This window comes from Streptomyces sp. NPDC005266, from assembly GCF_040607655.1.
Lineage (GTDB): Bacteria > Actinomycetota > Actinomycetes > Streptomycetales > Streptomycetaceae > Streptomyces.
This window is the reverse complement of the sequence record NZ_JBEXHC010000004.1, coordinates 1-25,233: the sequence shown is the minus strand read 5'-3', so window position 1 is coordinate 25,233 and position 25,233 is coordinate 1. Positions and strand designations below refer to the sequence as shown.

General features: G+C 70.6%; 24 protein-coding genes and 5 pseudogenes. 11 read left to right on the top strand and 18 right to left on the bottom strand.

Annotated elements, in window-relative coordinates:
• Window positions 1-77 precede the first annotated feature (77 nt).
• Window positions 78-269 carry a DUF2795 domain-containing protein gene (locus ABZU99_RS09145; protein WP_355942108.1) on the bottom strand — a complete coding sequence of 64 codons (192 nt, stop codon included), beginning with the start codon at window positions 267-269 and terminating at the stop codon, window positions 78-80.
• A 166-nt stretch (window positions 270-435) separates the two neighbouring features.
• On the opposite strand from ABZU99_RS09145, the gene ABZU99_RS09140 reads away from it, so the two are divergent.
• On the top strand, window positions 436-1,017 hold the full coding sequence (locus tag ABZU99_RS09140; protein ID WP_355942111.1) for a hemerythrin domain-containing protein: 582 nt from the start codon (window positions 436-438) through the stop codon (window positions 1,015-1,017).
• A 209-nt stretch (window positions 1,018-1,226) separates the two neighbouring features.
• The gene (locus tag ABZU99_RS09135) at window positions 1,227-1,802 is read left to right on the top strand and encodes a thioredoxin domain-containing protein (protein ID WP_356049485.1); all 576 of its coding nucleotides are present in this window, start codon (window positions 1,227-1,229) and stop codon (window positions 1,800-1,802) included.
• Between the two features lie 174 nt (window positions 1,803-1,976).
• On the opposite strand, the gene ABZU99_RS09130 is transcribed toward ABZU99_RS09135, so the two are convergent.
• From ABZU99_RS09130 to ABZU99_RS09110, 5 genes are all read right to left on the bottom strand, one after another.
• On the bottom strand, window positions 1,977-2,765 hold the full coding sequence (locus tag ABZU99_RS09130) for a DeoR/GlpR family DNA-binding transcription regulator (RefSeq protein WP_356049483.1): 789 nt from the start codon (window positions 2,763-2,765) through the stop codon (window positions 1,977-1,979).
• Window positions 2,762-4,078, bottom strand: a complete 1,317-nt coding sequence (locus ABZU99_RS09125) for an MFS transporter (protein WP_356049481.1) — start codon at window positions 4,076-4,078, stop codon at window positions 2,762-2,764. The genes ABZU99_RS09130 and ABZU99_RS09125 overlap by 4 nt, the downstream gene beginning before the upstream one ends.
• Window positions 4,079-4,139: 61 nt before the next feature.
• Window positions 4,140-5,174, bottom strand: a complete 1,035-nt coding sequence (pdxA, locus tag ABZU99_RS09120) for a 4-hydroxythreonine-4-phosphate dehydrogenase PdxA (RefSeq protein WP_356049479.1) — start codon at window positions 5,172-5,174, stop codon at window positions 4,140-4,142.
• Between the two features lie 128 nt (window positions 5,175-5,302).
• The gene (locus tag ABZU99_RS09115) at window positions 5,303-6,649 is read right to left on the bottom strand and encodes a four-carbon acid sugar kinase family protein (RefSeq protein WP_356049477.1); all 1,347 of its coding nucleotides are present in this window, start codon (window positions 6,647-6,649) and stop codon (window positions 5,303-5,305) included.
• A 207-nt stretch (window positions 6,650-6,856) separates the two neighbouring features.
• Window positions 6,857-7,096, bottom strand: coding sequence for a hypothetical protein (locus ABZU99_RS09110; RefSeq protein WP_356049475.1), 240 nt, complete (start codon window positions 7,094-7,096; stop codon window positions 6,857-6,859).
• Window positions 7,097-7,253: 157 nt separating this feature from the next.
• Between ABZU99_RS09110 and ABZU99_RS09105 the strand changes: the two genes are divergently transcribed.
• Together ABZU99_RS09105 and ABZU99_RS09100 are read left to right on the top strand one after the other, a co-directional pair.
• The gene (locus ABZU99_RS09105) at window positions 7,254-8,432 is read left to right on the top strand and encodes a histidine kinase (RefSeq protein ID WP_356049473.1); all 1,179 of its coding nucleotides are present in this window, start codon (window positions 7,254-7,256) and stop codon (window positions 8,430-8,432) included.
• A 15-nt stretch (window positions 8,433-8,447) separates the two neighbouring features.
• A complete protein-coding gene (locus ABZU99_RS09100) occupies window positions 8,448-9,110 on the top strand; it encodes a response regulator transcription factor (protein WP_355942135.1) in 663 nt (220 codons plus the stop codon).
• Between the two features lie 58 nt (window positions 9,111-9,168).
• On the opposite strand, the pseudogene ABZU99_RS09095 reads toward ABZU99_RS09100, so the two are convergent.
• From ABZU99_RS09095 to ABZU99_RS09080, 4 genes and pseudogenes are all read right to left on the bottom strand, one after another.
• Window positions 9,169-9,327: pseudogene (locus tag ABZU99_RS09095) on the bottom strand (BBE domain-containing protein); the annotation flags it as partial.
• A gap of 71 nt (window positions 9,328-9,398) precedes the next feature.
• On the bottom strand, window positions 9,399-9,581 hold the full coding sequence (locus ABZU99_RS09090) for a hypothetical protein (protein WP_356049471.1): 183 nt from the start codon (window positions 9,579-9,581) through the stop codon (window positions 9,399-9,401).
• Window positions 9,582-9,698: 117 nt separating this feature from the next.
• On the bottom strand, window positions 9,699-11,378 hold the full coding sequence (locus ABZU99_RS09085) for a DEAD/DEAH box helicase (RefSeq protein WP_355942138.1): 1,680 nt from the start codon (window positions 11,376-11,378) through the stop codon (window positions 9,699-9,701).
• A 14-nt stretch (window positions 11,379-11,392) separates the two neighbouring features.
• Window positions 11,393-11,770, bottom strand: coding sequence for a DUF2267 domain-containing protein (locus tag ABZU99_RS09080; RefSeq protein ID WP_356049469.1), 378 nt, complete (start codon window positions 11,768-11,770; stop codon window positions 11,393-11,395).
• Window positions 11,771-12,017: 247 nt separating this feature from the next.
• On the opposite strand from ABZU99_RS09080, the gene ABZU99_RS09075 reads away from it, so the two are divergent.
• Entirely contained in the window at window positions 12,018-12,785 is a 768-nt protein-coding gene (locus ABZU99_RS09075) for an SDR family oxidoreductase (protein ID WP_355942144.1), read from the top strand.
• Between the two features lie 54 nt (window positions 12,786-12,839).
• Here the strand turns inward: ABZU99_RS09075 and ABZU99_RS09070 are convergent.
• Window positions 12,840-12,947, bottom strand: a pseudogene (locus tag ABZU99_RS09070) (transcriptional regulator); the annotation flags it as partial.
• A 493-nt stretch (window positions 12,948-13,440) separates the two neighbouring features.
• Between ABZU99_RS09070 and ABZU99_RS09065 the strand changes: the two are divergent.
• Window positions 13,441-14,043, top strand: a pseudogene (locus ABZU99_RS09065) (prolyl oligopeptidase family serine peptidase); the annotation flags it as partial.
• A 20-nt stretch (window positions 14,044-14,063) separates the two neighbouring features.
• Here ABZU99_RS09065 and ABZU99_RS09060 read toward each other — a convergent pair.
• The 4 genes from ABZU99_RS09060 to ABZU99_RS09045 all read right to left on the bottom strand — a co-directional run bounded on the left by ABZU99_RS09060 (window position 14,064) and on the right by ABZU99_RS09045 (window position 17,464).
• Window positions 14,064-14,660 carry a dihydrofolate reductase family protein gene (locus ABZU99_RS09060; protein ID WP_355942146.1) on the bottom strand — a complete coding sequence of 199 codons (597 nt, stop codon included), beginning with the start codon at window positions 14,658-14,660 and terminating at the stop codon, window positions 14,064-14,066.
• Window positions 14,661-14,843: 183 nt separating this feature from the next.
• Window positions 14,844-15,128 (bottom strand): FAD-dependent oxidoreductase, encoded by a 285-nt coding sequence (locus tag ABZU99_RS09055; protein WP_355942149.1) that lies wholly within the window; start codon window positions 15,126-15,128, stop codon window positions 14,844-14,846.
• 666 nt (window positions 15,129-15,794) lie between these two features.
• Window positions 15,795-16,562: an NPP1 family protein gene (locus tag ABZU99_RS09050; RefSeq protein WP_356049467.1), complete on the bottom strand. Its 768-nt coding sequence runs from the start codon at window positions 16,560-16,562 to the stop codon at window positions 15,795-15,797.
• A 188-nt stretch (window positions 16,563-16,750) separates the two neighbouring features.
• Window positions 16,751-17,464, bottom strand: coding sequence for a response regulator transcription factor (locus ABZU99_RS09045; RefSeq protein ID WP_356049465.1), 714 nt, complete (start codon window positions 17,462-17,464; stop codon window positions 16,751-16,753).
• 273 nt (window positions 17,465-17,737) lie between these two features.
• On the opposite strand from ABZU99_RS09045, the gene ABZU99_RS09040 reads away from it, so the two are divergent.
• On the top strand, window positions 17,738-18,625 hold the full coding sequence (locus tag ABZU99_RS09040; RefSeq protein ID WP_356049463.1) for a universal stress protein: 888 nt from the start codon (window positions 17,738-17,740) through the stop codon (window positions 18,623-18,625).
• Window positions 18,626-18,761: 136 nt separating this feature from the next.
• Here ABZU99_RS09040 and ABZU99_RS09035 read toward each other — a convergent pair.
• Both ABZU99_RS09035 and ABZU99_RS09030 read right to left on the bottom strand, forming a co-directional pair.
• Window positions 18,762-19,127: pseudogene (locus ABZU99_RS09035) on the bottom strand (FAD-dependent monooxygenase); the annotation flags it as partial.
• A 224-nt stretch (window positions 19,128-19,351) separates the two neighbouring features.
• Complete coding sequence (locus ABZU99_RS09030) at window positions 19,352-20,368, bottom strand: ArsR family transcriptional regulator (protein WP_356049461.1); 1,017 nt, start codon at window positions 20,366-20,368, stop codon at window positions 19,352-19,354.
• Between the two features lie 115 nt (window positions 20,369-20,483).
• On the opposite strand from ABZU99_RS09030, the gene ABZU99_RS09025 reads away from it, so the two are divergent.
• The 3 genes and pseudogenes from ABZU99_RS09025 to ABZU99_RS09015 all read left to right on the top strand — a co-directional run.
• Window positions 20,484-21,728, top strand: a complete 1,245-nt coding sequence (locus ABZU99_RS09025; protein WP_356049459.1) for an MFS transporter — start codon at window positions 20,484-20,486, stop codon at window positions 21,726-21,728.
• 294 nt (window positions 21,729-22,022) lie between these two features.
• Window positions 22,023-23,270, top strand: a complete 1,248-nt coding sequence (locus ABZU99_RS09020) for an MFS transporter (protein WP_356049457.1) — start codon at window positions 22,023-22,025, stop codon at window positions 23,268-23,270.
• Window positions 23,267-23,765: pseudogene (locus ABZU99_RS09015) on the top strand (leucine zipper domain-containing protein); the annotation flags it as partial. The gene ABZU99_RS09020 and the pseudogene ABZU99_RS09015, both read left to right, overlap by 4 nt.
• A gap of 110 nt (window positions 23,766-23,875) precedes the next feature.
• Here ABZU99_RS09015 and ABZU99_RS09010 read toward each other — a convergent pair.
• Complete coding sequence (locus tag ABZU99_RS09010) at window positions 23,876-24,634, bottom strand: GNAT family N-acetyltransferase (protein ID WP_356049455.1); 759 nt, start codon at window positions 24,632-24,634, stop codon at window positions 23,876-23,878.
• 93 nt (window positions 24,635-24,727) lie between these two features.
• Between ABZU99_RS09010 and ABZU99_RS09005 the strand changes: the two genes are divergently transcribed.
• Entirely contained in the window at window positions 24,728-25,141 is a 414-nt protein-coding gene (locus ABZU99_RS09005) for a hypothetical protein (protein WP_356049453.1), read from the top strand.
• Window positions 25,142-25,233: the final 92 nt, after the last annotated feature.

Sequence of the window (25,233 nt, the reverse complement as noted above, 5' to 3'; positions counted from 1 at the left end):
GCCCCAGTGAGCAACCTTCCGAACACGGTGAGCGACGGTCGCCACGCGCCGTGTCATCCGCAATGCGGCGGGGGTCACTACCCCTTGAACACGGCTTTCTGGACGTCGTCGGGGCCTTCGAAGCGGCCCTTCTTGAGGTGGGACAGCTGGTCGACGAGCTCACGGTCCGCCCCGTTGTCCTTGGCGCGTTCCACCAGGGACTCCTTGTCGGCCGGATAGCTCGCGTTCTTGAGTGCCTTCTGCAGGTCGGTGGGGTTGGGCTTCGCCATGACCAAATCCTTCCCTTCACAGACTCGAGCACCATGCTCCATTCCGTCGTGCCTCGCCATGAGGTGCCCATGGTCCAGGGAACCAATCAGCTGACACACCGGTTTCCGCCGCCCGATTCTGGTCACCCTATGGCGGGGCATCCATCGAAAAACGGAGGGCAGCGTCATGAGCAGTGCGCAGACCGAACGTGCGGAGGCGGCCAAGCTGCCGAAGGGTGATGTGGTGGCCATTCTGCTTGAGCAGCACGCTCGCATCCGTGACCTGTTCTCGGATGTGAGGACTGCCGAGGGCCGGCACAAGCAGCAGGCTTTCGATGAGCTGCGGGCCCTTCTGGCGGTGCACGAGACCGGCGAGGAGATGATTCTGCGCCCGGTCGCGAAGGAAGCCGCCGGTGAGCAGGAGGCCAGCGCCCGCAACAAGGAAGAGAAGGAAGCGAACAAGGTTCTCGCCGAGCTCGAGAAAATGGACGTCTCAACCACTGAATTCGACAAGAGGCTTGCCGAATTCGAGAAGGCCGTCATCGACCACGCCGAGCACGAGGAGCGGGACGAGTTCCCCGCCGTGCTGCGGGAGTGCCCCGAGGACAAGCGCCGAAGCATGGGAACGAAGCTGCAAATGACGGAGAAGATCGCCCCGACGCACCCACACCCGGGCGTGGCCGGGTCTCCCGCGGCTCAGTGGGTGGTGGGGCCGTTCGCATCCCTCGTCGACCGGACAAAGGATCTGCTGAAGAGCGCCGCCCGTTGACCGTGGCGCGACGGAACCACTGGGCCGGCCACACGTCGAAGGCCGCGCGGGTCGCCGTCGCGACCCGCCCCCGACGGGCGGCAGCGGTGCCCGGGCCGCCGTGAGTGCACGGCGGCCCGGGCGTCATGTACCGGACGGCGGGTACTCGCATGGCGCGAAAGAGCGGGACGTCCAGCCCCCACCGCCGTTTCCAGCCGCGAGGAGGACCCATGCACCCGCAGATTCCACTCCCGGCTCGTGTGCCGGCTCACGCCAATGAGGAAGGCGATGGCATCGTCGTCGGCAACGGCCCGGTGATCATCGATGCGTATATCGACTTCCAGTGCCCCTTCTGCCGGATGTTCGAGGAGGCGTCGGGGCCGCTGCTCGATGCCATGGTCACCGAGGGCCAAGTGACGTTGGTCTATCACCCGATGGGCTTCCTTGACGCCATGTCGACCAGCCGGTACTCCACCCGCGCCTCGGCCGCCTCGGGCTGTGCCTCCGACGGCGGGAAATTCATGGAGTACCTCTACACACTCTTCGCCAACCAGCCGCCGGAGGGCGGGCCCGGGCTCAGCGATGAGGAGTTGATCGCGCTCGGCCGGCAGGTAGGGCTGACCGACGCCTTCGCCGTGTGCGTGCGCGATGGCCTGCATCTGGACTGGCCTCCGTACGTCACCGCGCGGGCGGCCGAACGCGGGGTGAGCTCGACGCCGACCGTCCTCGTCGAGGGCGCCATCGTACGGCCCCACCCGAGCCTGATCAGGACCGCGGTGGGGGCCGCGCTCCACTCCGGAGTGTGACGTGCGGGCAGCGCGCGAGAGGAAGGTCCGTACGACGGTGAAACTTGCGGCGGAGTGCTCTCCCTGAAGTGCGCGCGGGACACAGCAGGAATACGCGGATATCGAGACGGCTGCCGCTCACCTGCATGGCTTGCTGGACGGCATGCGGTCCCGGAAGCGGTGAGCCGACACACCCTACGCGGTGACCACCGTGCACAGCTCGATGGCGGTGAACTCCCGTACCGCCTCCGGTTCGGCTCCGCCGTCGGTGAGCAGGGTCCAGGGCCGCTGCGGCAGCGCGTGGTAGGGGAATGGGCTGCTGCCCAGCTTGGTGGCATCGGCGAGCACGCACACCTCCCGGCCGCACTGCGCCATCAGCCGCTTGTTGTGCGCCTGTTCGAGGGACGGGCAGGAGAGGCCGTCCCGCGCGTGGACGCCGTCGGCGCCGAGGAAGACACGGTCGGGAGTCATCAGCCGCAGCATGTCCTCCCCCGCGGGGCCCAGGATCGCCCCGTTCGGCCGACGGACCCGGCCGCCGAGCACGATGAGCTCGACGCCCGGTGCGTCCGCCAGGTGACGCAGCGCGGTGGTGGAGTTGGTGATGACCGTGAGTCCGTCGCGCGAGCGCAGGTGCCGGGCGAGCCGCCCTGTGGTGGTGCCCGCGTCGATCAGCACCACATCGCCGTCCGCGACCCACTCGGCCGCGACCTGGGCGATGGCCTCCTTCTGTGCGCGGTTGCCGGACTCCTTCTCGTCCAGCGTGCGCTCGGCCGTGTGCTCCCCGGCGACCGCGCCGCCGTAGGTGCGGTGGATGTGGCCCTCTTCGGCCAGGTGTTGCAGATCGCGCCGGATCGTGGAGACCGACACTCCGAAGCGGACGGCGAGTTCGGCGATGTCGCCGTTGCCGGCGAGCACCTCCCGCAGCATGTCGCCACGGCGCTGGGCGGTACTGCGGTGCGGGGTACGAGGGCGGGCGCCGGTCATCGCGCCCCCTCGACGGTCCGGGCGGGGGTGGCGGCCGGGCCGGGGGCCTGTGGCCTCAGCCCCAGTGTCACCAGGGCCACGGCCACGGCGAGGAAGCCGGCGAGCACCGCGAATCCGGTCAGGCTCGTCCCCGTGACGTCGGTGAGCCACCCGACGAGGTACGGGCCGACGAAGCCGCCGAGGTTGCCCAGCGCGTTGATCAGCCCCATGGCGACCGCCACCACCTCGATCCGCAGCAGCTCTCCCGGTATCGCCCAGAACGGACCGTAGGGCGCGTACACCGCCGCCGCGACCACGCACAACAACACCATCTGGAGGAACGCCCCGTCGACCGTCCGGCCGAGCAGCAGTGCCACGATGCCGACGACGAGGGGCAGCGCCACGGCCTGCCGCCGCTGGCCGGTGCGGTCGGACCAGGCCGCGCACGCCACCATCGCCGCCAGCGCCGCGGTGAACGGAATGGCGGTGAGCAGGCCGACTTCCGTCGCGGAGCCGTCGTGGGAGAGCGTCTTGATGACCGACGGCAGCCACAGGCTGAAGCCGTAGAAGCCGGTGATCCAGAAGAAGTAGACGGCGATGAGCACCAGGACGGACTTCTGCCGGATCGCGGAGAGGTACGAGCCGCTGCCCGCGGCCGGTTTGGCGGCCTCGTCGGCGGCCAACTCGCGCCGCAGATGATCGGCTTCGGCGGAGGAGATCCAGCGTGCCTGATCCGGCCGGTCGGCGACGGCGAACCACCACACCACCCCCCACACCAGCGGCGGAACACCCTGCGCGATCAGCACCCAGCGCCAGCTCATGTGGTCCAGCATCACCCCGGACAGCGGCGCCATGAGGATGGAGGAGATCGGCAGACAGGCCATCCACAGAGCGTTGGCGCGGGCGCGCTCGCGCAGCGGAAACCACGAGGCGAGCAGTATGAGCACGGCCGGCCACACCCCGCCCTCGAAGAAGCCGAGGAGGAGGCGCGCCGCGTAGAACTGCGCCTTGGTCTGGACGAGTCCGCAGACCATCGCGGCCAGGCCCCATGCGACCATCAGGATCAGCACGGTCTTACGGGCGCTCCAGCGCTGGGCCAGGATCGCGGCGGGTATCTGCAGAAAGACGTACCCGATGAAGAAGATCCCGCTGACCAGGCCCTGGTCGGCGCCGGAGAGTTCGAGATCGCCGTCCAGGTACGGCAGCACCACCGAGATGTTGTTGCGGTCGAGATAAGCCAGCATGTACATGAAGGCGGCGACGGGGATGACGTACTTCCAGCGCTGAGCGGGTATCGCGCCGGTGGCCGGCGGCGCGGCCGGGTTCGGGGACATGACGGCTCCTGCGGGCGGGGAGGGGGAGGCGGAGAGGGGACGGTACCGTTCGGCGGTCTGCTCAGCTGCTGGATCCGGTGCCGTAGGCGGCCCGGATGCGGTCCTTGGAACCGCTGAACTCGGCGGCGGCGCGGAAGGCGGCGGCCATGGTCGCGGGGGACGCCTGCCCGGTGCCGGCGATGTCGAAGGCCGTGCCGTGGTCCACCGAGGTACGCAGGATCGGCAGTCCGACGGTCACCGACACCGTCCCCTCGAAGTCCACGGTCTTGGCCGGGATGTGGCCCTGGTCGTGGAAGTGCGAGAGGACGCCGTCGAAGCGGCCCTGCAGGCCCTGGTGGAACACCGAGTCGGCCGGGATGGGGCCGACGACGCCGAATCCCTCGGCGGCGGCCTTCTCCACGGCCGGGCGAAGTGCGGTGATCTCCTCGTCGCCGAAGTGGCCGCCTTCGCCACCGTGCGGATTGATCGCGGCGACGGCGAGCCGCGGCTCCGGGTGGCCGAAGACGCGCAGCGCGGTGAGAGCATGACGGATGCTGTCCGCCACCCGCTCCTCGGTGATCTGGTCCAGCGCCTTGCGCAGGGACACATGGCGCGTGGTGAAGAAGATCTTCAGTCCGCGGACCACGAACATGGTGTCGAAGTGCGCGGCGCCGGTGAGCTCGCCCAGCATCTCGGTGTGGCCGAGGTGCTCCGAACCGGCGGCCCAGATCGCCTCCTTGTTGATGGGCGCGGTGACGATGCCGTCGACCTCGTCGGCCAGGGCGGCACGGGTGGCGGCCTCGATGGCGGCCACGGCGGAGCGTCCGGCGGTGGCACTGACCGTGCCCCACTCCAGGTCGTCGCCGGCCATGCCGAGGTCGAGAACATCGATGGTGCCGGGCTCGAAGCGGGCCTCGCCGACCGAACCGACAGTGTTCACGGCGACGTCCAGGCCACACACCGCGACGGCGCGCCGCAGCACGGCCGCGTCTCCGACCGCGATGCCGTGCGTGAGGGCACCGGTGTCCGGGTCGGCCAGGGTCCGGGCGGTGATCTCCGGGCCGATGCCCGCGGGGTCGCCGAGGGTGACGGCGAGGACAGGGAGGCGGCTGGTCATGGTGGTGCCTTTCCACTGGTGCGGATGGGGCTACTGGCGCGGATGGGGCTACTGGCGCGGATGGGGCTAGCTACTGGTGTGAATGGGGCTACTGGCGCGGATGGGGCTAGCTACTGGTGCGGATGGGGCTACTGGTGCGGATGGGGTGCGAGACGGGAGTCGCCGGGATACCGGGCGTCGGTGGCGGCGGGGCCGGTTCTTCGCTTCTCCTCCGGAGCCCGGGCGGCCTCTCGCCGCGTGCACATGGCCCGCAGATGCTCCAGACAGGCCGCGGTGGCATCCGGCCCGCCGATCAGGCCGCCCTTGGTGGCGAAGAGCAGCCCGTCGTGCGGCCCGCCCATCAGATGACCGGCCACCGCGAGCGGCATCACCTCGGACTCGACGGCGAAGCCGTCCGCGCCCAGGGCGGTGGTGACGGCGGCGGCGACATCGCCGCCCGAGACGTACAATCCGCCGGGGCGCAGCCGTGGCACCGCCAGGGCGGCCACCTCCGACAGGCAGCGCAGGATGCGGCTGGCGGCGGCCGGGTCGTGAACGACGCCGGGTGCGACACGTACCCCGAGCATGGATGTCCCGGCGTCGGCCGCCCGTTGCAGGTCACGGACGAGCCGTTCGGCGTCGGGGGCCGGGTCGGCCGGGTCGAGCTCGACGTAGCGCGCGCCGAGCGAGGTCTGCGTCCTGGCGAGCTGTTCACGGGTGCGCTCGGTGGCGCTGCCGACGACGGCCAGGATGCGCGCGGGGCCGGCGCCGGTCTGCCGGATGCCGAGTTCCGTCGCGAAAGCCGCGCCGAACGGGCCGGAGTCCAGCGAGACCCAGCGCACCGTGCCCTCGGCCGCCACCCGGGCGGCGGCGATGGCGACGGTGCGCAGATGCTCGTTCTCGGTGGCATCGCACACCACGATGTCGGCGGACGTGCGCAGCGCCGTCGCGACGGCCGCGGCGCCGTACTCGACGATGTCGAGGGGGATTTCGGTGACGGTCAGCGCGCTCTGGTCGCCGAGGACGGCGGCCACGCGGGAGTGGCGTACGGGGTCGAAGGGATCGCGGGCGACCGCCGTGCGGGTCAGCGGCACCCCGTCCACCAAGTGCATGCCGCCGACGGTGGTACGGCCGGCGTCCGGGAACGCGGGTACGGCGAGCACCTTGACCCGCTCCCCCGGGTGCCGGGAGGCCAGTGCCTCGACGACCGCGTCGAGTTCACGGCCGGGATTTCCACGGAGGGTGGTGTCGACGCGCTTGACGACGAGGGAGACGTCGCCGGCGGCTTCGGCGACGGCGCGCACGGCGGCGTAGCCGTCGGCCTCGGGAAAGTGCCGCGAGCCGGTGTTGACCACCAGGACGTCGACGCGGTCCGCGTAGCGCGGCACCTGGGCCAGGTCGCTGACCGTAACCGCCCTCAGCCCGAGACGGGCGAAGAGCGCGCCGGTGGCGTTGGAACCGGTGAGGTCATCAGCGACCACGAGCACCTGTGCCACGGGGTTCCCCTCTCGGCTGCCATCGGCGTCATTGTCTTTCTGACTGCTTCGCGCAACTTTCCCTGCGTGAACCAGCCATCAAACCGTGATGGCTGCCTGATGCACCTGTCAAGAGCTGTGCAGGCACTGGATTTCTGCGCGGATCGCGCATCGAGGGGCTTCGGCGCTCGCCAACGGCGCGACGCCGTGGTGCGCTTGCTCAGGAATTCATTCGCGGCCTTGCCGGGTGACCGCATGACCGGCCGTCCCCGCCGCCAGGCCGAGGACGATCATGATGATGTAGCTGTAGATCTCGTAGCCGTCGGGGGCGAGGAACCGGACAAAGCCCATGAAGTGGATCCAGCCGAGCCATTCGTGCAGAAGGCCGCTCCCGCCGCCGACGATGAGCGCGAAGCAGAGCAGATCCGACAGGGCGGCCACGGGCGACGTGGAAGGGGTGGAGGTCATGGCTCGACGGTAGGCAGGCGGCGCCGGGCCCGGGATCGGGCACAGGGCGGCCGGGTGGTGACCAAAGTCGGCCGCCCGCCGCTGAGGGGGCGTACTTAAGTATCCGGTGGCTCCACCCACACCCGGCCATGGGCGGGCGCGCGTAGATTGCCGGGGTATGCGCCGCATCCACCGCACCCACCGGGACTGGGCCGCCGACCTGGGGCTGTTCCTCTTCGCCGCCTGCTTTGCCGCCGTCAGCTCGCAGTCCGTACCGGTAGCGGAGGGTTTCGGGCCCTGGTGGCGCGCCGCCGATCAGACGGTCGGCGGGCTGGGGTGCGCGGCGGTACTGCTGCGGCGGCGGTGGCCGGTGTGGCTGGCGGTGGCGCTGCTGCTGGCGGGCACGCAGGCGCACTACCTGACCGGCCCGGCGATGGTGGCGGTGTTCACGGTGGCCGCGACCCGGCCGTGGCGGGCCACGGCGTGGGTCGCGGCGCTGATCTTCGCGCAGTTTTCCATCTTTCTCTGGGAAATACCGGAGATGCCCGAGAACCGAGCGGGCTCGGCGCTGACCTACTTCGCGCTGATCGCCGGGGCCATCGGATGGGGATTGTTCCGGAGGTCCCGGCAGCAGCTGATCGCCTCGCTGCGGGAGCGCGCGGAACTGGCCGAGGCGGACGCCGAGTTGCGGGCCGAGCGGGCCCGGCAGGAAGCGCGGGAGGAGATCGCCCGTGAAATGCACGATGTGCTCGGGCACCGGCTGTCGCTGCTGAGCGTGCACGCCGGGGCTCTGGAGTTCCATTCGAGCGCCCCCCGGGCGGAGATCGCGCGGGCCGCCGGGGTGATCCGGGAGAGCGCCCATCTGGCCCTGCGGGATCTGCGCGAGGTGATCGGGGTGCTGCGCGCGGGGCCCACGGAGGGGGAGCGGCCACAGCCGGAACTGCCGGACCTGGCCCGGCTGGTGGCGGAGGCGCGGGCGGCGGGCGGCCGGATCGAGCTGACCGGCCCGCCAGACGAACCGGCGCCGCCGCCCGTGGTGGGGCGCACGGCGTACCGGATCGTGCAGGAAGCGCTGACCAACGCGCGCAAGCACGCGCCCGGCGCGGACATAGCGGTACGGGTGGCGAGGGGACCCGCTGACCGGCTGACGGTGGAGGTGTGCAACACGCCGCCGCCCGGTTCGGCCCCGGGTGCGGGCGGGAGCACAGGAGGTGGGCAGGGACTGATCGGGCTGGCCGAACGGACCCGGCTGGCAGGCGGCGAGCTGAGGGCCGGCCCGGCCGACGGAGGGTTCCGGGTGTCCGCCTGGCTACCCTGGCCTGCGGTGGACACCGCGTCCGCCGCAGGCCGGAGGTGAGGAAGGGGGGCGCGGGTGATCCAGGTCCTGCTCGTCGACGACGACGCGATCGTGCGGGCCGGGCTGCGTCTGATGCTGGGCGGTGCCCAGGACATCGAGGTCGTCGCGGAGGCCGCCGACGGGGCCGAGGTGCCGGCGCTGGTCGCCGCGTACGGACCCGGCCTGGTGCTGATGGACATCCGGATGCCTGGCATCGACGGGCTGGCCGCCACCGAGGCGCTCCGGGCCCGCCCCGGCGCCCCGGAGGTGCTGATCCTGACCACCTTTCACACCGATGCACACGTACTGGCCGCGCTGCGCGCCGGCGCCGCCGGGTTTCTCCTCAAGGACACCCCGCCGCAGGACATCGTCACGGCCATCCGGACGGTGGCGGCCGGGGACCCGGTCCTCTCCCCCGCCGTCACCCGCCGGCTCATCGAGCAGGTGGCGGGCGAGTCCGGTCAGGAGGCCCGGGCCACCGCCGCGCGGGCACGGCTGGCACTCCTGGCCGAACGGGAGCTGGAGGTGGCCCGGGCGGTCGGGCGCGGCCGTACCAACGCGGAGATCGCACAGGAGTTGCATCTGGCGCTGCCGACGGTGAAGGCCCATGTGTCCCGCATCCTGACCCGGCTGGACCTCAACAACCGCGTTCAGATAGCCCTGTTGGTCCACGACGCCACTGCGCCGGAAGACGCCTGAGCGACCCGCAGGGTGCCCTGCGGGCGGACGCGTGCGGACCCCTTGACTCCGGGCGGCCTTACGCCCCGGCAGTCGCCGCCCCGGCCGTACGGTCCGCCGGGCGGGGTTTGATGTTGTGGTTGAGCCGGAAGACGTTGGCGGGGTCGTACCGGGCCTTCACCCCGGCCAGGCGCTGGTAATTCTCCGGGCCGAAGCCCGGGACGACGCGGTCGCCCTCCTTGCGGACCGCTCGCCACAGGGGCCACTCGTCTGTCGTGAGAACCCGCGGAGACACCATTCCCGCACCAGTCAGTGGTCATGGCTCCCTGACTGGTGAACCGGATCCCGGACGCCTACGTGGAACTCCGCGCGGCCGGCCTTCCCGTGGTTCCGGGAGAGCCGGCCGACCGCATGGGCGGCGTCGCCCTGTTCGTGGCTGCCCCGGCTGACGACGACCGGCGGAATCGTCGCGTAGTCCACGGTGTATGTCACTCGCCCTGGGGCCACGCTCTCCCTCTCCGGTGCCGCGGTGGTCCAAAACCGTGAACAGACCGTACCTCGGCAGCCCTTCAGCCCGTCCGGAGGTGACTCCGGGTGCGGCGCCGCGGGTCAGGCCGCCCGGTCGCGCTCTCGCCGGACGATGGGCTTCCGGCCCTTGAGGGTGGTGCCCCGCAACGCGCGGATCACGTCGTTGGCCGCGGAGGCGGGGACCTCCACCAGGGAGAAGCGGTCGGCGATCTCGATCGAGCCGATGTCCCGCCCGCTCAGCCGGGACTCGCCGGCGATGGCACCCACCAGATCCTGCGGGCGGATGCCCGCGCTGCGCCCGGCACCGATGAACAAGCGCGTCATGCCCTCCGCGGGGGCCCTGGTTCCCCGCGGCCCGCGGCCCGGTCCACCGCGCCCCTCACGCTCCCCGCGCCCGCTGCGCAAAGCGACTTCGGGAATCTCCTCCTCGTCGACCACCGCGCCCCCTGCCTCATGCGCCAGCTTGACGGCGGCCAGCGCCACGTCCATCACGTCGAACTCGTCCGTGAGGGTCTCCACCACCACCCGGAAGTGGTCGAGGTCGTCCTCGACGATGGACTCCTGCAGTGCCGCTCGGGTCAGTTCCAGCCGGCGAGCCCGCAGGTCGGCGACGGTCGGCACCTTCTCCACGCGGATCTGCCGCCGAGTCGTCCGCTCGATCGCCTTGAGCATCCGATGCTCCCGGGGCTCGGCCAGCGTGATCGCGACGCCCTCGCGCCCGGCCCGCCCGACCCGGCCGATCCGGTGGACATAAGACTCCGGCGCGGAGGGCACGTCGTAATTGACCACATGGGTGAGCTGTTCGATGTCCAGCCCGCGGGCGGCCACATCGGTGGCGACCAGCAGGTCCGCGGTGCCGCCGCGCAGCCGGCCCATGACCCGGTCCCGCTGTTCCTGGCTCATTCCGCCGTGCAGTGCCTCGGCCCGGTACCCACGTCCGTTGAGGGTTTCGGTGAGCTGGTCGACCTGGTCCCGCGTCCGGCAGAAGACGATGGTGGCCTCCGGCGACTCCACGTCCAATACCCGCCCGAGCGCGGCGGGTTTCTGCGCCCGTGCGACGACGTATGCGGACTGCCGCACCCGCGGCGTCTCACCGGGGGCCGGTTTTTCCCGTTCGATCTGGATGCGCACCGGGTCGCGCAGGTGACGCCGGGCCATGGCGTCGATGCGCGCCGGCATCGTCGCGGAGAAGAGCACGGTCTGGTGTTCCGGCGGTGTGCCCTCGAGTATCGAGTCGATGTCCTCGGCGAAGCCCATGTCGAGCATTTCGTCGGCCTCGTCGAGCACCAGTGTTGCCAGGCTGTCGAGCCGCAGCGTCCCGCGCCCGATGTGGTCCAGCGCCCGGCCGGGTGTCGCCACCACCACGTCGACGCCGCGCTCCAGGGCGCGCAACTGCCGCCCGATCGGCTGCCCGCCGTAGACGGGCAGGACCCGGGTGCCCAGGTCGCGCCCGTAGCGATGGATGGCCTCCGAGGCCTGCATGGCCAGCTCACGGGTGGGCACCAGGACCAGGGCCGACGGCTCCGCTCCACCGCCGTCCTGGGTGATGCGCTGAAGCACCGGCAGGGCGAACGCGGCGGTCTTTCCGGTGCCCGTGGCGGCCTGGCCCAGCAGATCGCGGCCCTCCAGCAGCGGAGGGATGGCCTCGCGCTGGATAGGGGTCGGCTCCTCGTAGCCCAGCCCCGCGAGTGCCCGCAGTAGCTCAGAGCGGAGTCCCAGGTCGGCGAAGCCGATCTGTTCGACGGTCGCGTCTGTTGTCATGGCCGCGCGGCAGGTCAGGCCGGCATCTGGACGAGTTCCTCGAACTCCTTCGGCAACTGCGACATGACATGGCGGAACTCACCGCCGCTGACCGCTTCCCGGACGGTGCTCAGCACCGCTGCCGCGCCTTCCCGGGCGGTCTCCGGGCTGGTCTGGGCTCGCCGGCTCACCCTGTTGACGAACTCGTCGAGCCCGAAGCCCTCGGCTTCCGGGGTCGGAGAGATGAGCGACTCCTTGAGCGCCTTGGGCAGCTCCGAGGCAAGGTCGTCCGCCTCGCCCCTGGTGATCCGTTCGGCCAGGGTCGACAGGGTGGCGTGGGTGAGGGCCTCCGCCTGCTCGCGCGGGAGGCCGGAACGCTGGGAGACGGTGCTGACGAACGTCTCGTAATCCATGAGAGGCCTTCCTCTTCTCGGCATTTCTGGCTTTTTGGACTTCTGTGGGTTTCTGCCGCCGAGGGTCACCAGCATGGCGACCCGGGCGGCCTGCCGCGTGCGCACGCGAGGTCGAAATGCGCACCCTGAGTCGATCCGCCATGCCGAAGCGGTCGGCCGGCAACGGCGGTTGCCAACCGGAGGAGCCTCCAGTTACAGTCAGGAGAAATGGAGGCATCTCCGCTTCCGAATGCCACAGGAGAAGACGATGAGCCCCTCGCTCGCGCTCGAAGGAAAGGTCGCCGTGGTCACGGGCGGCGCGTCCGGTGTCGGCCTGGGTATCGCCCGGGAATTCGTGGATCATGGGGCCCGCGTCGTCCTCACCGATCTTCACCAGGCCCAGCTGGACGAAGCCGTCGCAGCGATCGGACCGGCCGGTACGGGGATCGTCGCCGACGTCACGCGGCTCGCGGACATGGAGGCGATGTACCGGGAGGTCGCGTCGTGCCACGGACGGCTCGACGCGGTCGTCGCCAACGCCGGGATCGGCGACCACGCGCCGCTCGGCTCCCTCACCGAGGAGCAGTTCGACCGAACCTTCAACGTCAACGCGAAGGGCGTCATGTTCACCGTCCAGCCCGCGCTGCCGCTGATGCGGGCGGGCGGGACCGTCGTGGTCATCGGATCGACTGCGTCCATCCAGCCTCCCGCCGCGATGAGCCTGTACGGCGGCTCCAAGGCCGCGGTGCGCAACTTCGTCCGCGCCTGGATCCAGGACATCAAGGGCTCGGGCATCCGGATGAACGTCCTCAGCCCCGGCGCCGTCGACACGGACTCCCTCCGCAGCGCGGCGGCGATGGCTCAGGGAGCCGACCGGGTGGACGCCTTCGTCACGGCGATGGGCGAGGGCAACCCCACCGGCCGGATCGCGGATCCCCGGGAGATGGGCAAGGCCGCGGTGTTCCTCTCCAGCGACGCATCCAGCTTCGTCACCGGCGTGGAGCTGTTCGTGGACGGCGGGATGGCGCAGGTGTGAGCCCCATCTCCCGCGTCCCGATGACCGAGATCAGCCCCAGCTGGGCGGCGCCCCGCGCCGCAGGCCGGGCCCCCGGCGCCGGGCCGACGCCGGGCCGACGTCGGCCCGGCGGACACGGTCGCCACGGGACTTCAGGAACGCCGCGGGTTCGGGAAGGTTCACGCCTTCATCGTGGCCCGTACGGCGCGGTGCGATCCAGGGAGTGACAACCCCAGGGTAGGCGCAGCCCTGGGCTGCGGGCGGAGCACCGGCAGATCCGAGGAGGTCCCCGACGGCGGCCGGCATCGGCGGCGAGGCCCTGACCCTGGCCAAGCTCCGGGACAGACCCGACCGCTGACGGGGAGTCGGTCAGCGCGGGCCTGCCCGCGCTGAGCGGGCTGCACCTCGACGGCGAGGACGTCCACTGGCTGGAGTGGCGCCCGGACACCGGCCGTACCGTGGCCGTCCGCCGTACGCCCGGCGGAGGTACGGCGGATGTCACCGGCGAGGACGTCGATGTCCGCTCGCGCGTCCATGAGTACGGCGGCGGCCCCGTCCGTGCGCACGGCGGGGTCGTCCACTACGTGGCCGGTGGCGACCAGCGCGTCCACCACAAGGACCCCCGGCACGACCGCCCCCTCACTCCCGACGGCACCGGCACGGCACACCGCTACGGACCAGCCGTGGATTCGCCGTGTCCGAGCTCAACTACCGCGGCAGCTCCGGCTGGGGCCGTGCCCACCGCGCGGCCCTCGACGGCCACTGGGGCGTCGCCGACGTCGAGGACTGCGTCGACGCCGCCCGGCAACTGGCCGCGCTGGGGAAGGTGGACGGGGACCGCATGGTGATACGCGGCGGCAGCGCCGGCGGCTTCACGGTGCTCGCCACGCTCGCCTCCTCGGACATCTTCGCCGCGGGGATCAGCTACTTCGGCATCGGCGACCTGCGGCGGCTGCGCACCACCACGCACAAGTTCGAGCGGCGCTCGCTCGACCTGCTGGTCGGCCCCTGGCCCGAGGCGGCGACGGACTACCGGCACCGCTCCCCCATCGAACGGTGCGATGCCATCTCCGCGCCGGTGCTCTTTCTGCACGGGCGGCAGGACACGGTCGTACCGCCCGAGCAGTCGGTCTTGATGGCGGAGCGCCTGACGGCGTCGGGTATCCGCTGTGACACGGTCTTCTTCGAAGACGAGGGGCATGGATTCGGCAGGCGAGCGAACATCGTCGCGGCGCTGGAGAGCGAGCTGCGCTTCCTCACCGAGGTGCTGCGGCTGTAGCCGCCCGTGCCGTACGGACGCTACCCCTCGGCCGCCGTCCGGTAGGTGCACACCTGCACGCCCGTGCCGCTGGTGACCGTGGAGACCAGCTCCAGCGTCCGCAGCGCGCCGTCGTCCGGGAAGATGGTTTTGCCGCCGCCGAGGATCACCGGCATGATCATGAGCCGGAGCTCGTCCACCAGTCCCTCGCTCAGGAGGGCGCGTACGAGCGTGGGGCTGCCCATGACCAACAGGTCGCCGCCCGCGGTCTCGCGCAGCTTCCGGATGTGGGCGACGGCCTCGTCGCCGGGGATGCGCGTGGTGTTGTTCCAGGTGAGCTCATCGTCACCGAGCGTCTTGGACACGACGTACTTCGGGATGGCGTTCATCCGGTCGGCGAACGGGTCGCCGGCCCGCTCGGGCCACGCGGCGGCCATCGTCGACCATGTGCGGCGCCCGAACAGCAGTGCCGCGGCCTTGGACAGCGCGTCGGCGAAGGCGCCGCCCACCACCTCCGGGTCGAAGAACCGGTGCGTCCAGCCGCCGTGGGCGAAGCCACCCTCGGTGTCCTCCTCGGGTCCACCCGGCGCCTGCACCACGCCGTCCAGGCTCATGAACTCACTGATCACGATGCGCATGGGACTCGCTCCTCTTCCACGTTCGGGGGTTACGGCTATTGAGACGGCCGGGCCGTCCGAAAATCATCGCGCTCGCTCGATTCCTACGCCCGGTGATTGGTCGAAATGCGGGCAACGCGAGCCAATCGTGACCGACCGGTGAGCGCGGTGGCGACGATCCGGTGCGCCACCGTCACCCCTCCGTCATCGGCCACACACCCACTCCTCGGCGTTGCGGTACTCCAGCCCATGGCGGCGCAACTCCTCTCCCAGCGTGGGAAAGGCCGGGCCGGAGACGAACAGCGGGTGCCAGGAGGAGTAGGTGTCGTGCAGATAACCGGGCAGGGTGCGCTCCTCGGTCGCGATGAAACCGCCGATGTCCTGGTTGCGCTCCACCACGACAACGGACCAGCCGGCCAGGGCCAGCTCTGCCGCGGCGACGAGACCATTGACACCGGAACCGACGACGACGGCATCGGCTTCAGCCATCCCGTATTCCTCCCCATGCGTGCGCCGCGGCCAAGGGACACGCGCCGCGACCTGAGGCGCTTTCATCTTGCTTGCCATGCTATGTCCCTCATCGCGGTCGGCACGGGATGGGACTTTCGACAGTGTCCGCTGATCGATGGGTTTCCGTAGGGTCATCCCCGTGAGGCGACTGACCACTGAGCACCTTCTGTTCGCGGGCACCTTGGCGGCGGCCGGACTGAGCGTCATCAGTCCGTGGTGGGTGCTGCCCATGATGGCCGGGGCGTTTCTGGCGGGGCGGCGGCCGGGACCGACGTGGTCCACGGCGGTGGGGCTGTCCGCGGTGCTCGCGGCCGGGTGGTGGCCATCTCGCTGGTGCCCTCGTGGATTTCGTGGGCCGGCCGATGCGTGGCCGTGGTGGCAGGCGCCGTCATGCCGCCGTGGTCCCTGGGGCGATGCGCCCACATCACGGCTCCCCCGGCCGGCCCCCGACAACGCCAGCGCGCACACCAGTCGACGGCCGAGGCCGTATCGCGTATCCGTTTTCATGGCCACCGACCGTAGAGACGGCAGGTGGCCCGGCACCTCGGCCGAACGACAGGGCGAGGGCCTGGACCATCGTCAGGGTTGACACGGTGCGCTCCGTCCGCTCCCGGCATCGGCCGACAGCGGACGAGGTGCGGACCCTCAGGCGTTGGGGTCGAACGGGATACCGGCCGGCTTGGCCTTCTGGAGGTGAGAGGCGAAGTTGCCGTCCTTGAGGCCGAAGACGGCGCTGCCGAAGTCGGCCTGGCTCAGCTTGTCGCGCAGACCGGCGGGGTAGCCGTTCCAGCCGACCAGCGCGGGGAGCTGCCACCGGTGGTAGTGGTTCTCCGGCGGCTCGTCGTTGTTGTTCGCCGGACGGAAGCAGTGCGTGCTCAGGCCGTCCTTGTGGTATACGACCTTGGGATGGGTGCCGTCCCACCGGATCTGGTCCCGGTTGTAGACGTTGAAGTTGCCGTGGGCCGAGGTGGACACGTAACGGGCCTCGCCGTTCTGCACCCAGAGCACGACGTGCTCCCAGTCGTGGCGGTGCCCGCCGAGACCGCTGCCGGCCACCGCCTGGTCCTTCTCGAAGTACAGGCCGTAGATGATCGCGCACCAGCCGTTGTTGCACTTGGAGCGCGCGTACCCGTTGGTGTTGTCGAGGTCCCAGGAGTCACGGCACTGGCCGTTGAGGGCACCGCTTGGTTTGAGACCGGGAGCTATCGCCCCGTCGGACCCGATGGCGGGCGTGGGGTAGCAGCCGTCCGTGTCGTAGTCGAAGGCCGGCTGGAACGTCTGCTCCAGTCCGTCCGCGTTGGCGGGCAGGGCCTTGGGCGGGTCCGCGAGCGCGCTGCCCGGAAAGGCAACGACCAGCGCGACGGCGCTGCCAAGAATGAGGGACCCTCTACGCATCCGCGAACTCGTCTTCACCGCGTCCTCCCGATCAATTGCTGTGGGGGGGCCATGCCATGAGGATTGGCATGCCCAAGTCAGCATGATCTCATCTGCTGACCCAGCGAGTCTCGGCATGTTGCGCAGCGGTGAAAAGTCAACCAACAGTAGTGCGGCGGGACTTGAGCGGGCTGGAGGACAGAGTCAACCGCGCGGCGGGCGTACCGCTATACGCCGCCCGCGCCCGGCCGAGGTCCTCCCCGTTGCTCGCCTGCCAGGGCCTCCGTGGCGATGACCGCGGCCTGGACGCGACGCTCCACCCCGAGCTTGGCCAGCAGCCGGGAGATGTGGTTCTTCACCGTCTTCTCGGCGAGGTAGAGTCGCTGTCCGATCTGACGGTTGGTCAACCCCTCCCCGACCAGAACCAGGATCTCGCGTTCGCGGTCGGTCAGTCCCGCCAGCGCCTGCGGCTGGTGCAGGTCCTCCTCGCCTCCTCTCAGCCGTGTCATCAGGCGAGTCGTCGCGCCCGGGTCCAGCATGGACTGGCCGGAGGCCACGGTGCGCACGGCCGTGACCAGATCGGTGCCGCTGATCTGCTTGAGGACATAGCCCGCCGCGCCCGCCATGATGGCGTCCAGAAGTGCCTCCTCGTCGTCGAAGGAGGTCAGCATCAGACACGCCAATTCCGGCATCCGCGAGCGCAACTCCCGGCACACCGTCACGCCGTCCCCGTCCGGCAGCCGTACATCGAGCACGGCGACGTCGGGGCGCAGGGCGGGGACACGGGCCAGTGCCTGCTGCACGGTACCCCCCTCGCCGACCACGGTCAGATCGGGCTCGGCGTCCAGCAGATCGTGTACGCCCCGGCGCACCACCTCGTGATCGTCGAGAAGGAAGACCCGCACCGATGTACCGGGCTCGTCCGCCGCACTGTCCGACATTCCCATACTCTCCATCACCTGAACGGCCCGTCAGCGGAAGGGGTCTGACGGGTATCTGCGTAGGCAGCCTGCCCGTCCCACCAGCGTCCGGCCAGGGCCTAATGGCCCCGCCTCCCGGCTTTCCACCATATCGGGCCTTTTACGGCGCACCGCCCGCGCGGCCCGGCCGGGCGCCGCCCGGGCCGGTCGGGCCCGGACCGGGACCTCGGACCCCTACCGCCCCGGGCCCTCGGCCGAGAGGGTGCGAGCGCTTGCCTCACAAGGAGGTCCCTCATGTCCCGCACCGTCACCGTCGGCCTTGACGGTTCGCCTCGAAGCCTCGCCGCGGCCCACTGGGCGGCCGGTGAGGCATGGAGCCGCCGACTCGCGCTGCGTCTCGTCCACGCGCTGGACTGGCACTCGTTCACCTACGCACCGCTGACCGGAACCGACACGCTGACGCAATGGACCCAGCGGATGCCGCACGAGGCCGAGACGAGGCTGCGACGCGACCACCCCGATCTGCGCATCATCAATGAGCAGATCACCCGGGAGCCGGTCGCCTCGCTGCTGGCCGCCGCCGAGGACGCCGAGCTGCTGGTCCTCGGCTCCCGGGGCCTGAGCAGGGTCGCCGGATTCCTGGTCGGCTCCGTGGCGCTGTCGGTCGTGGCCCGGGCCGAGATTCCCGTCGTCCTCGTACGCGCCGACGCGGCACCCGACGAGGAGGGCCGACCGCGCCACCCGGCGATCGCCTCCCGGGCGGCCGTGTGCCGCGATGTCGTGCTGGGGCTCGATCTTCGGCGACCTGCCGACAGGTTGCTCGAGTTCGCGTTCGACGCCGCGGCCCGCCGAGGGGCGGCACTGCGGGTCGTCCACGGCTGGAGCCAGCCCGACACCTATGGGTACACCGCCCCCTTCGACGCCGAGCTGGCGATACAGGACGCGAGCGAGCTGAGGGACGTACTGCGCCCGTGGCGGGAGAAGTTCCCCGACATCGACGTGAACGAGCAGTCCGTGGTCGGCAGCGCCGCCGGGCACCTGGTGGACGCTTCGGCCGACGCCGCCCTGGTGGTCGTCGGCCGCTTCACACACGGCCCGTGGCCCGGCCCGCGCATCGGCCCGGTCACCCACGCCGTGCTGCACCACTCCTCGGCACCGGTCGCCGTCGTCGCCTACCGCTGACGCCCCGGCACAGAGGGCAGCACCCATCAGGACACGTCATGTGGTCGCCGGAGTCGACGGCGCGATCACCGCCGTACGAGCCCTTGACCGAGCCGCCGAGGAGGCGGCACGGCGCGGGACCGGCCTGGAGGTGGCCCCCGAACCGGGCGTCGCCGCCGGCGTCGGCGAACAGCCCCACCAGATCCGTCACCAGCTCCTGCCGCGGGTACACGAAGTGGTGGTTGCCGCTGAGCTCCGCGTACCGGAAGGTGTGCCGGGCACCGTCGAAGCGGAACTCGAACGCCCCCTGGCGCTCCGCCTGCCGCACCAGGCGGTCGGCCGGCCCGTGGCGCTCAAGGGCGCGGACCGCCCACTCCTCCAAGTACCCCGCGCGGGGCCGCTCTTCGATGCAGGCGCGGCTCTCCGTCTCCAGCAGCACGCAGTCGATCCCCTGCTTCCGCAGCAGGTTGGCCACCGTCAGACCGGCGGGCCCGGCGCCGCCGACGACGACCCGGGTGTTCATGGATGTCACGCGCAGTCTCTCCCCGTACGGACCGGATGCCGCGGCGAGCGTAGGGCATCAGCGCCCCTGCCGGGGAGGGCCCGGGCGGCCGGCGGCCCGCTCACGGTTCCTCGCGGGCGACGTCGCGGGCCGGTTTGTCGCGGCGCGGTCCCAGGAAGCGGGGGTGGCGCCGGCTCCCTTCGCACCACCATGACGACGCCGCCGCTCGCGGCTGCACGCCGCCCTCACTCCCCTCCCGTGCGATTCTCGTTCGCCTCCCCGAGCGTGCTGTTCGTCAGCCGGTCGCCGAGGCGGCTGCGGCGGTACAGCACCTGCCGTCCGTCGCGGGCCCGGGTGACCAGCCCCGTCGCGTACAGCACGCGCAGATGCTGGGACACGGCGCTCGGCGTCACCCTCAGACGACGGGCGAGCTCGACCGTGGCGAGCGGTTCTTGGAGGAGGCAGAGCAGTCGTGCCCGAGGTGCGCCGAGCAGCGACACAAGGGCTGTGGGGCCAGCGGCCGGCGCGGTGTCCCACAGGGTGGCCACACCTCGGCTGGGATACACCAGCCGGGGTGGCTCCTGTGGACTGACCGGAGGAGCGGGCTTGTGAGCGAACACGGACGGCAGGAGCAGCAGCCCCCGCCCGGCCGCCGCGACGCGATGCCTGCTGATCATCTTGTCGATGTACAGCACCCCGTCGTGCCAGCGCAGATTCGGGTGCATCCCAGAGAACAGCAACCGGGCGCCGCCCAGGGCCAGTTGCCGCGCGCGGTAGGTCATGTCGGCTTCCAGCAGCAGGCGCATCCGCGGCCACAGCGGTTCGATGGCCAGCTCCCAGAACCGCCGCAGGAGCTCGCAGACACCATCACGGAGTACGACGACGGAGGCGTCGTCCCCGGTGATGGCGTCGTGCAGGGCCGCGGGAAGCGGGTCCGGTGCGTGCGCCTCCACGAGGTCGTGGCGAACGCGATCGAGGGATGCCCGGCGCACGACGGCCAGCTGTTCCTCGAAGGCCGGCGCGAAGGTGGTGGGCTGCGGGGTCAGGAAGTCGGGGATGGTGCGCCGCTGCGCGACCAGCGACATCAGCAGACCGGTGTCGAGCGTGCCGAGTCCGCCGAGTACGGACCTGCGCCACGGGAGATGCACCGCGGACAGCCCGGGGTCCCGCACCACCCGCAGGCTCAGGAGCGTTTCGTGCAGGGGTGAGACGGCGAAGCGGGTGTCCGCCAGGTCCTCGACCCCGAGCACAAAGCTGATCATTAAGCCGTACGCTACATCGATTGGCAACGCACCGTCGATGCCCTGAACTTCCGGGCATGACACACACCACTCATGGTTCCCGCACGGAGACCCGCCGCAGACCAGTGGACGGCGGATGAGCCGCCGGATGGTCCTCATCCTGGCCGTGGCCTGCGCCGTGGCCGTGGGAAACCTCTACTTCCCGCAGGCGGTCGTCCCGCTGATCGCCACCGGACTGCATACGTCGCCCGACGCGGCCTCCCTGGCCGTGACGGCCACCCAGATCGGCTACACCACCGGGATCTTCCTGCTGGTGCCGCTCGGCGACCGGCTCCCGCACCGCCCGTTCCTCGTCGTCCTGCTCGCCCTCACCGGCCTGGGCCTGCTCGCCGCGGGCTGCGCGCCGACCCTGCCGCTCCTCGTCGCCGCCAGTACCCTCATCGGCCTCACCACCCTGGCCGCGCCGATCATCGGCCCACTGGCGGCCGGGCTGACAGCCGCCCACCGGCGCGGAGCGGTGATAGGCACCTTGCTGAGCGGGTCGATAGGCGGCATGCTGCTGGCCCGCACCTTCAGCGGGGCACTCGGCGAGTGGCTGGGGTGGCGGGCCCCCTACCTGGTGGCCGCGGCCCTGGTCCTCCTTCTCGCGGGCGTCCTCGCCCGCACGGTGCCGGCCACAGCCGCATCCTCGCACCAGCCGTACCCCGCACTCCTGGCCGAGTCACTGCGCCTGCTGCGCACCGAGCCGGAACTGCGCCGCTCCTGCTTCTACCAGGCAACGGTCTTCGCCGGGTTCTCCGCCGTGTGGACCTGCCTGGCGCTTCTCCTCACCGGCCCGGCCTACGGCTTGGGCTCCCAGTCCGTCGGGATGCTCGCCCTGGCCGGCGGGGCCACCATGCTCTGCACGCCGCTGGCCGGACGTCTGGTGGACCGCCGGGGGCCCGACCCGGTGAACCTCGTCTGTCTGCTCGGGGTCCTCGTCTCGACCACGGTCCTCGCCGCGGGGTCGCGCGGCGGCGCGTCGGGCCTCGCGGCCCTGGTCGCCGGCACGCTGCTGCTCGACGTCGCCATGCAGTCCGGCATGGTCGCCAACCAGGCGCGGGTCTACGCCTTGCGCCCCGACGCCCGTGCCAGGCTCAACACCGCCTATATGACCTGCGCCTACGGGGGTGGCAGCGCGGGCTCCTGGCTCGGTGTGCGCGTCTACGGCCTCGGCGGATGGTGGGGCGTGTGCACGCTCGTCGCGGTGCTCGCCTCACTCGCTCTGGCCCGCCATCTCCTCGTACTGAACGGCCGAAGGTCCGAACCGGCCAAGGATGCGGCCGAGCCGACGGCCTGTCAACGCGGGTCGGGGTCCGCCTCGGCGGGCTGCGACGCCTAGTTGTTGCCGGCCATGACGTTGTTGGCAGCGGCCGGTCGAGTCACCTTGGCTACGGGTGCGTTCGGCTAGTCGTGTCGGCAGTGTGCTGCTGGAAGCGACCGTTAGCGTCAGGTGTGTTCGATGTTTCCGTCGCTGCGGCGTGGTGTCGTTGCCCAGGATGGGAGCCAGGCTGTCTCGGGGAGCGGTGCCAGGCTTCCGAAGTGGTTGATGATTGCCCGGAGTCCTGGGTGTGGATTCGATCGGGGGAAGATGAGCGAGATCGGGTATGCGAGCGACGGATCGCGAGGGAGTCGCATGCGCGTGCGGTTGGGGCGCAGTTTCGGTTGGCTGTGGTGGGCCTACGCCGTCAGTACATACGGTACGTGGATCGCCTTCGGCGCGTTCCCGCTGCTCGCGGTTCGAGTGCTGCACTCGCCGCCATTCGCCGTGTCGCTGCTGGAGGCGGCCGGGCTTGCCGTCGCGGCGATTGTCGCGTTCTCGCTCGGGCCGTGGGTTGAGCACCGGGCCAAGCGTCCGGTGATGATCGCGATGGACCTGATCCGGTTCGTCGCGATGGCAAGTGTCCCGATCGCGTACGTCCTCGGCTCGCTTTCCTACGGCCAACTGCTGGTCGTCTCGGTCATCTCCGGGACCGCGAGCATCGCCTTCACGGCCGCATCCGGCGCGTATCTGAAGTATCTCGTCCGTAGCGATCACCTCCTTGTGGCGAACGGGAGATTCGAGGGCACGAGCTGGGTGGCGACCGCGGCGGGCCCGCCCCTCGGTGGTGCACTCATGGGGCTGCTCGGCCCGGTCATCACTGTCATGGCCGACGCCCTCAGCTACCTGCTGTCCGCGTTCGGGGTCCTCCGCATCCGCGGAGGCGACGTCGCGGCACCCCGCGACCGGGCCACCAGGCTGCGCGGAACCGACCTTCTCAGCGGCTGGCGGTTCATCCTCCGCGACCGCGTACTGAGGCGCCTGTTCCTCAACCAAATCCTGGTCGGCAGCCTCATCATGGCCACCGTCCCGCTTCTGTCCGTCCTCCTGCTGGGCCAGTACCACTTCCAGGCCTGGCAATACGGTCTTGCCTTCGGCATCCCGGCACTCGGCGGATTCGTCGGCGCCCGCCTCTCCGCGCGCCTCGTGACCCGCTACGGCCGGTACCGGGTCATGATCGTCTCCGGCTGGCTGCGATCGCTCTTCCCACTCGGTCTCACGTTCGTCCATCCCGGCATCCCCGGACTTCTCACCGTGATCATCGTCGAGGGCCTGCTGATCACCTGCATGGGCATCTTCAATCCGATCTACGCAACAGAACGCCTGCAACGGACTCCCGCGGATCACACCGCCCAAATCCTCAGTACATGGAGTGCCATCAGCAAACTCCTACAAGCTGCCCTGATGGTGATCTGGGGCGTTCTCGCCACACTCACCAGCCCGCTCGCCGCGATCACCATGTCCGGCGTTCTCCTGCTCGCCACCCCGCTCTTGCTGCCCAAACGGATACATTTGTCCGCCCCTGAGCCCGCCGCGTCGGCCGAAGACCTCCGGCACGCATGACTCACCGCAACGCCCCGTTCACCCCGGAAGGGCGCCGCCGGCTCATCGAGCGCTGTCGCACCCGCCCGGTCGCGCGTGTTGCCGCCGAGATGGGGATATCGCGAGTGACGGCGTCGAAGTGGGTGAATCGTTACCGTCGCTACGGCGAGCTCGGACTGCTTGACCGGTCCTCGGCCCCCGCACCGGCAGCCGACCGCTACACCTGGTCCTCTGGTTGACCGGACCGAGAGGATGCGCCGCGAGCGCAAGTGGCCTGCCTCGCCGATCGCGTTCGAGCTGGAGCAGGACGGCACGCCCGTCAGCCCACGCACCATCACCCGGCTCCTCGCACGGCTCGGCTCGAACCGGCGGCGATTCATCGACCCGACCGGCGAGACGAATCGTGAACCGCAGCAGATCATCGCCGCATACCCAGGCCATATGGTGCACATCGACGTGAAGAAAGTCGGGCGTATCCCGGACGGCGGCGGTTGGCGCGTACACGGGCGGGGCAGCAGCCCGCAAGCGCGGCGTCAGCGACGCCCTGGCCTCCTACACCTGGTCGTCCTCATAAAGTGCCTCGTCGTGCTGGGGTGGCCACTGACAATCCGAGCGAAGTGCGCGGCTCACCCCGCGGTGCGGTAGTGATAACCGCACAGTTCGCTGAAGCCCGTCCGTTCGTACAACCGGAGAGCCGGGGCGTTGTCGCGCTCCACCTGGAGGTACATGCGGCCGGCCGCGTGTGCGCCGGCCCAGTCGGCCAGCGCGACAAGCACAGCGCGGGCCGCGCCTTTGCCGCGTGCCGCGGGGAGCGTGGCCATACTGAACACCCCCGCCCAGCCGGTGTCGGCGACCGTACGGCCCACCGCGACCACGTCGTCTCCGATGACCGCACAGGCGTAGGCAGTCGGCGGCTCCACGCGAGCGAGCATGTCCCACTCGGAGCGAGCGTCCCCACCATCAGCGTGCACGGCCCGCCAGATGTCGAACCACGCGCGGGTCGGACGCTCTTCCAGCCGCACCCGCAGCGAGCCTGCCGCCGCCTGTTCCCGCACCCGCGCGACCGACGCCACCTGCAACGACACCGCGCTCTGACGGCGGTAGCCACGCTCCGCCAAGACGGTGTCCAGCCCTTCCGGGCACGCGCCGGGGCTGATTTGGAACCGCGCGGCCTTGCCGTGACCGGCGTAGAACCCCTCCGCCCCGACGACCCTGCGCGCCAAGTCGTCCGGCTGGGCGTCACCGTGCGGCAGCACCGATCCCACCCACCAGGAGCAGCTGGGGGCAAGGCGCAGCCGCCACCCTTCAACGTCTCTGACGTGCTCGGCCGGAAGAGCCCGGGCCGCTCTCTCCTGGAGGCCTCTGACCATGTCCATGTTGCTCATGGTTGCTCATGGCAGATCCCTACCCACTCTTGACTTTACCGTTTGTTTGCGATGAGCTGAGACTTCTGGTTGAGATCCGGGGGGGGATCGCCTATGCATCGTGCTCTCCGTATCGCCCTGTGCTCCATTGCCGCCGCCGGGCTCGCGCTCGGCCTGTCGGCCTGCTCGGATGCCACCGACAAGGCTGTCGACAAGGCGGTGGACGAGACCTATGAAGTCACCTACGAAGTCACCGGCAGGAACGTTGACTCGATCGAATTCCACGGGGGCGGCGGCACGGCGCTGCACCCGAAAGTCACCACGGTGCAGAAGCCCACGCTGCCCTGGAGGAAGACGGTGACGCTGCGGGGCATCATGCCCTCGTCGGTGGTGCCGGTGGCTCTGCACCCCGTCGGCTCCGAGGTCAGCTGCAGAATTCTGTACCAGGGCAAGGTCATCGCGGAGGAGAGGGGCAAGGGCCTGATCTCTGCCGGTGGCTGCGTCGGGGAATCCCCGGTCGGCGGCTAGTACTCCAGTGCGGTTTCGTGATCTATCCAGCAGGTTCGTCGGCGGATCGTCGTTGGTAGTGGCTGTGTCGGGCTGTCGCCTGGTGGCGTCTG

Excerpts from the sequence above, each read along its gene's own strand:
- ABZU99_RS09020 (WP_356049457.1), top strand. The coding sequence starts at position 22,023 with ATGCGCGTGCGGTTGGGGCGCAGTTTCGGTTGGCTGTGGTGGGCCTAC.
- ABZU99_RS09110 (WP_356049475.1), bottom strand. The coding sequence starts at position 7,096 with ATGACCTCCACCCCTTCCACGTCGCCCGTGGCCGCCCTGTCGGATCTG.
- ABZU99_RS09025 (WP_356049459.1), top strand. The coding sequence starts at position 20,484 with ATGAGCCGCCGGATGGTCCTCATCCTGGCCGTGGCCTGCGCCGTGGCC.
- ABZU99_RS09060 (WP_355942146.1), bottom strand. The coding sequence starts at position 14,660 with ATGCGCATCGTGATCAGTGAGTTCATGAGCCTGGACGGCGTGGTGCAG.
- ABZU99_RS09145 (WP_355942108.1), bottom strand. The coding sequence starts at position 269 with ATGGCGAAGCCCAACCCCACCGACCTGCAGAAGGCACTCAAGAACGCG.
- ABZU99_RS09085 (WP_355942138.1), bottom strand. The coding sequence starts at position 11,378 with ATGACAACAGACGCGACCGTCGAACAGATCGGCTTCGCCGACCTGGGA.
- ABZU99_RS09055 (WP_355942149.1), bottom strand. The coding sequence starts at position 15,128 with ATGGCTGAAGCCGATGCCGTCGTCGTCGGTTCCGGTGTCAATGGTCTC.
- ABZU99_RS09080 (WP_356049469.1), bottom strand. The coding sequence starts at position 11,770 with ATGGATTACGAGACGTTCGTCAGCACCGTCTCCCAGCGTTCCGGCCTC.
- ABZU99_RS09130 (WP_356049483.1), bottom strand. The coding sequence starts at position 2,765 with ATGACCGGCGCCCGCCCTCGTACCCCGCACCGCAGTACCGCCCAGCGC.
- pdxA (WP_356049479.1), bottom strand. The coding sequence starts at position 5,174 with ATGACCAGCCGCCTCCCTGTCCTCGCCGTCACCCTCGGCGACCCCGCG.
- ABZU99_RS09030 (WP_356049461.1), bottom strand. The coding sequence starts at position 20,368 with ATGATCAGCTTTGTGCTCGGGGTCGAGGACCTGGCGGACACCCGCTTC.
- ABZU99_RS09135 (WP_356049485.1), top strand. The coding sequence starts at position 1,227 with ATGCACCCGCAGATTCCACTCCCGGCTCGTGTGCCGGCTCACGCCAAT.
- ABZU99_RS09105 (WP_356049473.1), top strand. The coding sequence starts at position 7,254 with ATGCGCCGCATCCACCGCACCCACCGGGACTGGGCCGCCGACCTGGGG.
- ABZU99_RS09045 (WP_356049465.1), bottom strand. The coding sequence starts at position 17,464 with ATGTCGGACAGTGCGGCGGACGAGCCCGGTACATCGGTGCGGGTCTTC.
- ABZU99_RS09140 (WP_355942111.1), top strand. The coding sequence starts at position 436 with ATGAGCAGTGCGCAGACCGAACGTGCGGAGGCGGCCAAGCTGCCGAAG.
- ABZU99_RS09075 (WP_355942144.1), top strand. The coding sequence starts at position 12,018 with ATGAGCCCCTCGCTCGCGCTCGAAGGAAAGGTCGCCGTGGTCACGGGC.
- ABZU99_RS09010 (WP_356049455.1), bottom strand. The coding sequence starts at position 24,634 with ATGAGCAACATGGACATGGTCAGAGGCCTCCAGGAGAGAGCGGCCCGG.
- ABZU99_RS09125 (WP_356049481.1), bottom strand. The coding sequence starts at position 4,078 with ATGTCCCCGAACCCGGCCGCGCCGCCGGCCACCGGCGCGATACCCGCT.
- ABZU99_RS09040 (WP_356049463.1), top strand. The coding sequence starts at position 17,738 with ATGTCCCGCACCGTCACCGTCGGCCTTGACGGTTCGCCTCGAAGCCTC.
- ABZU99_RS09005 (WP_356049453.1), top strand. The coding sequence starts at position 24,728 with ATGCATCGTGCTCTCCGTATCGCCCTGTGCTCCATTGCCGCCGCCGGG.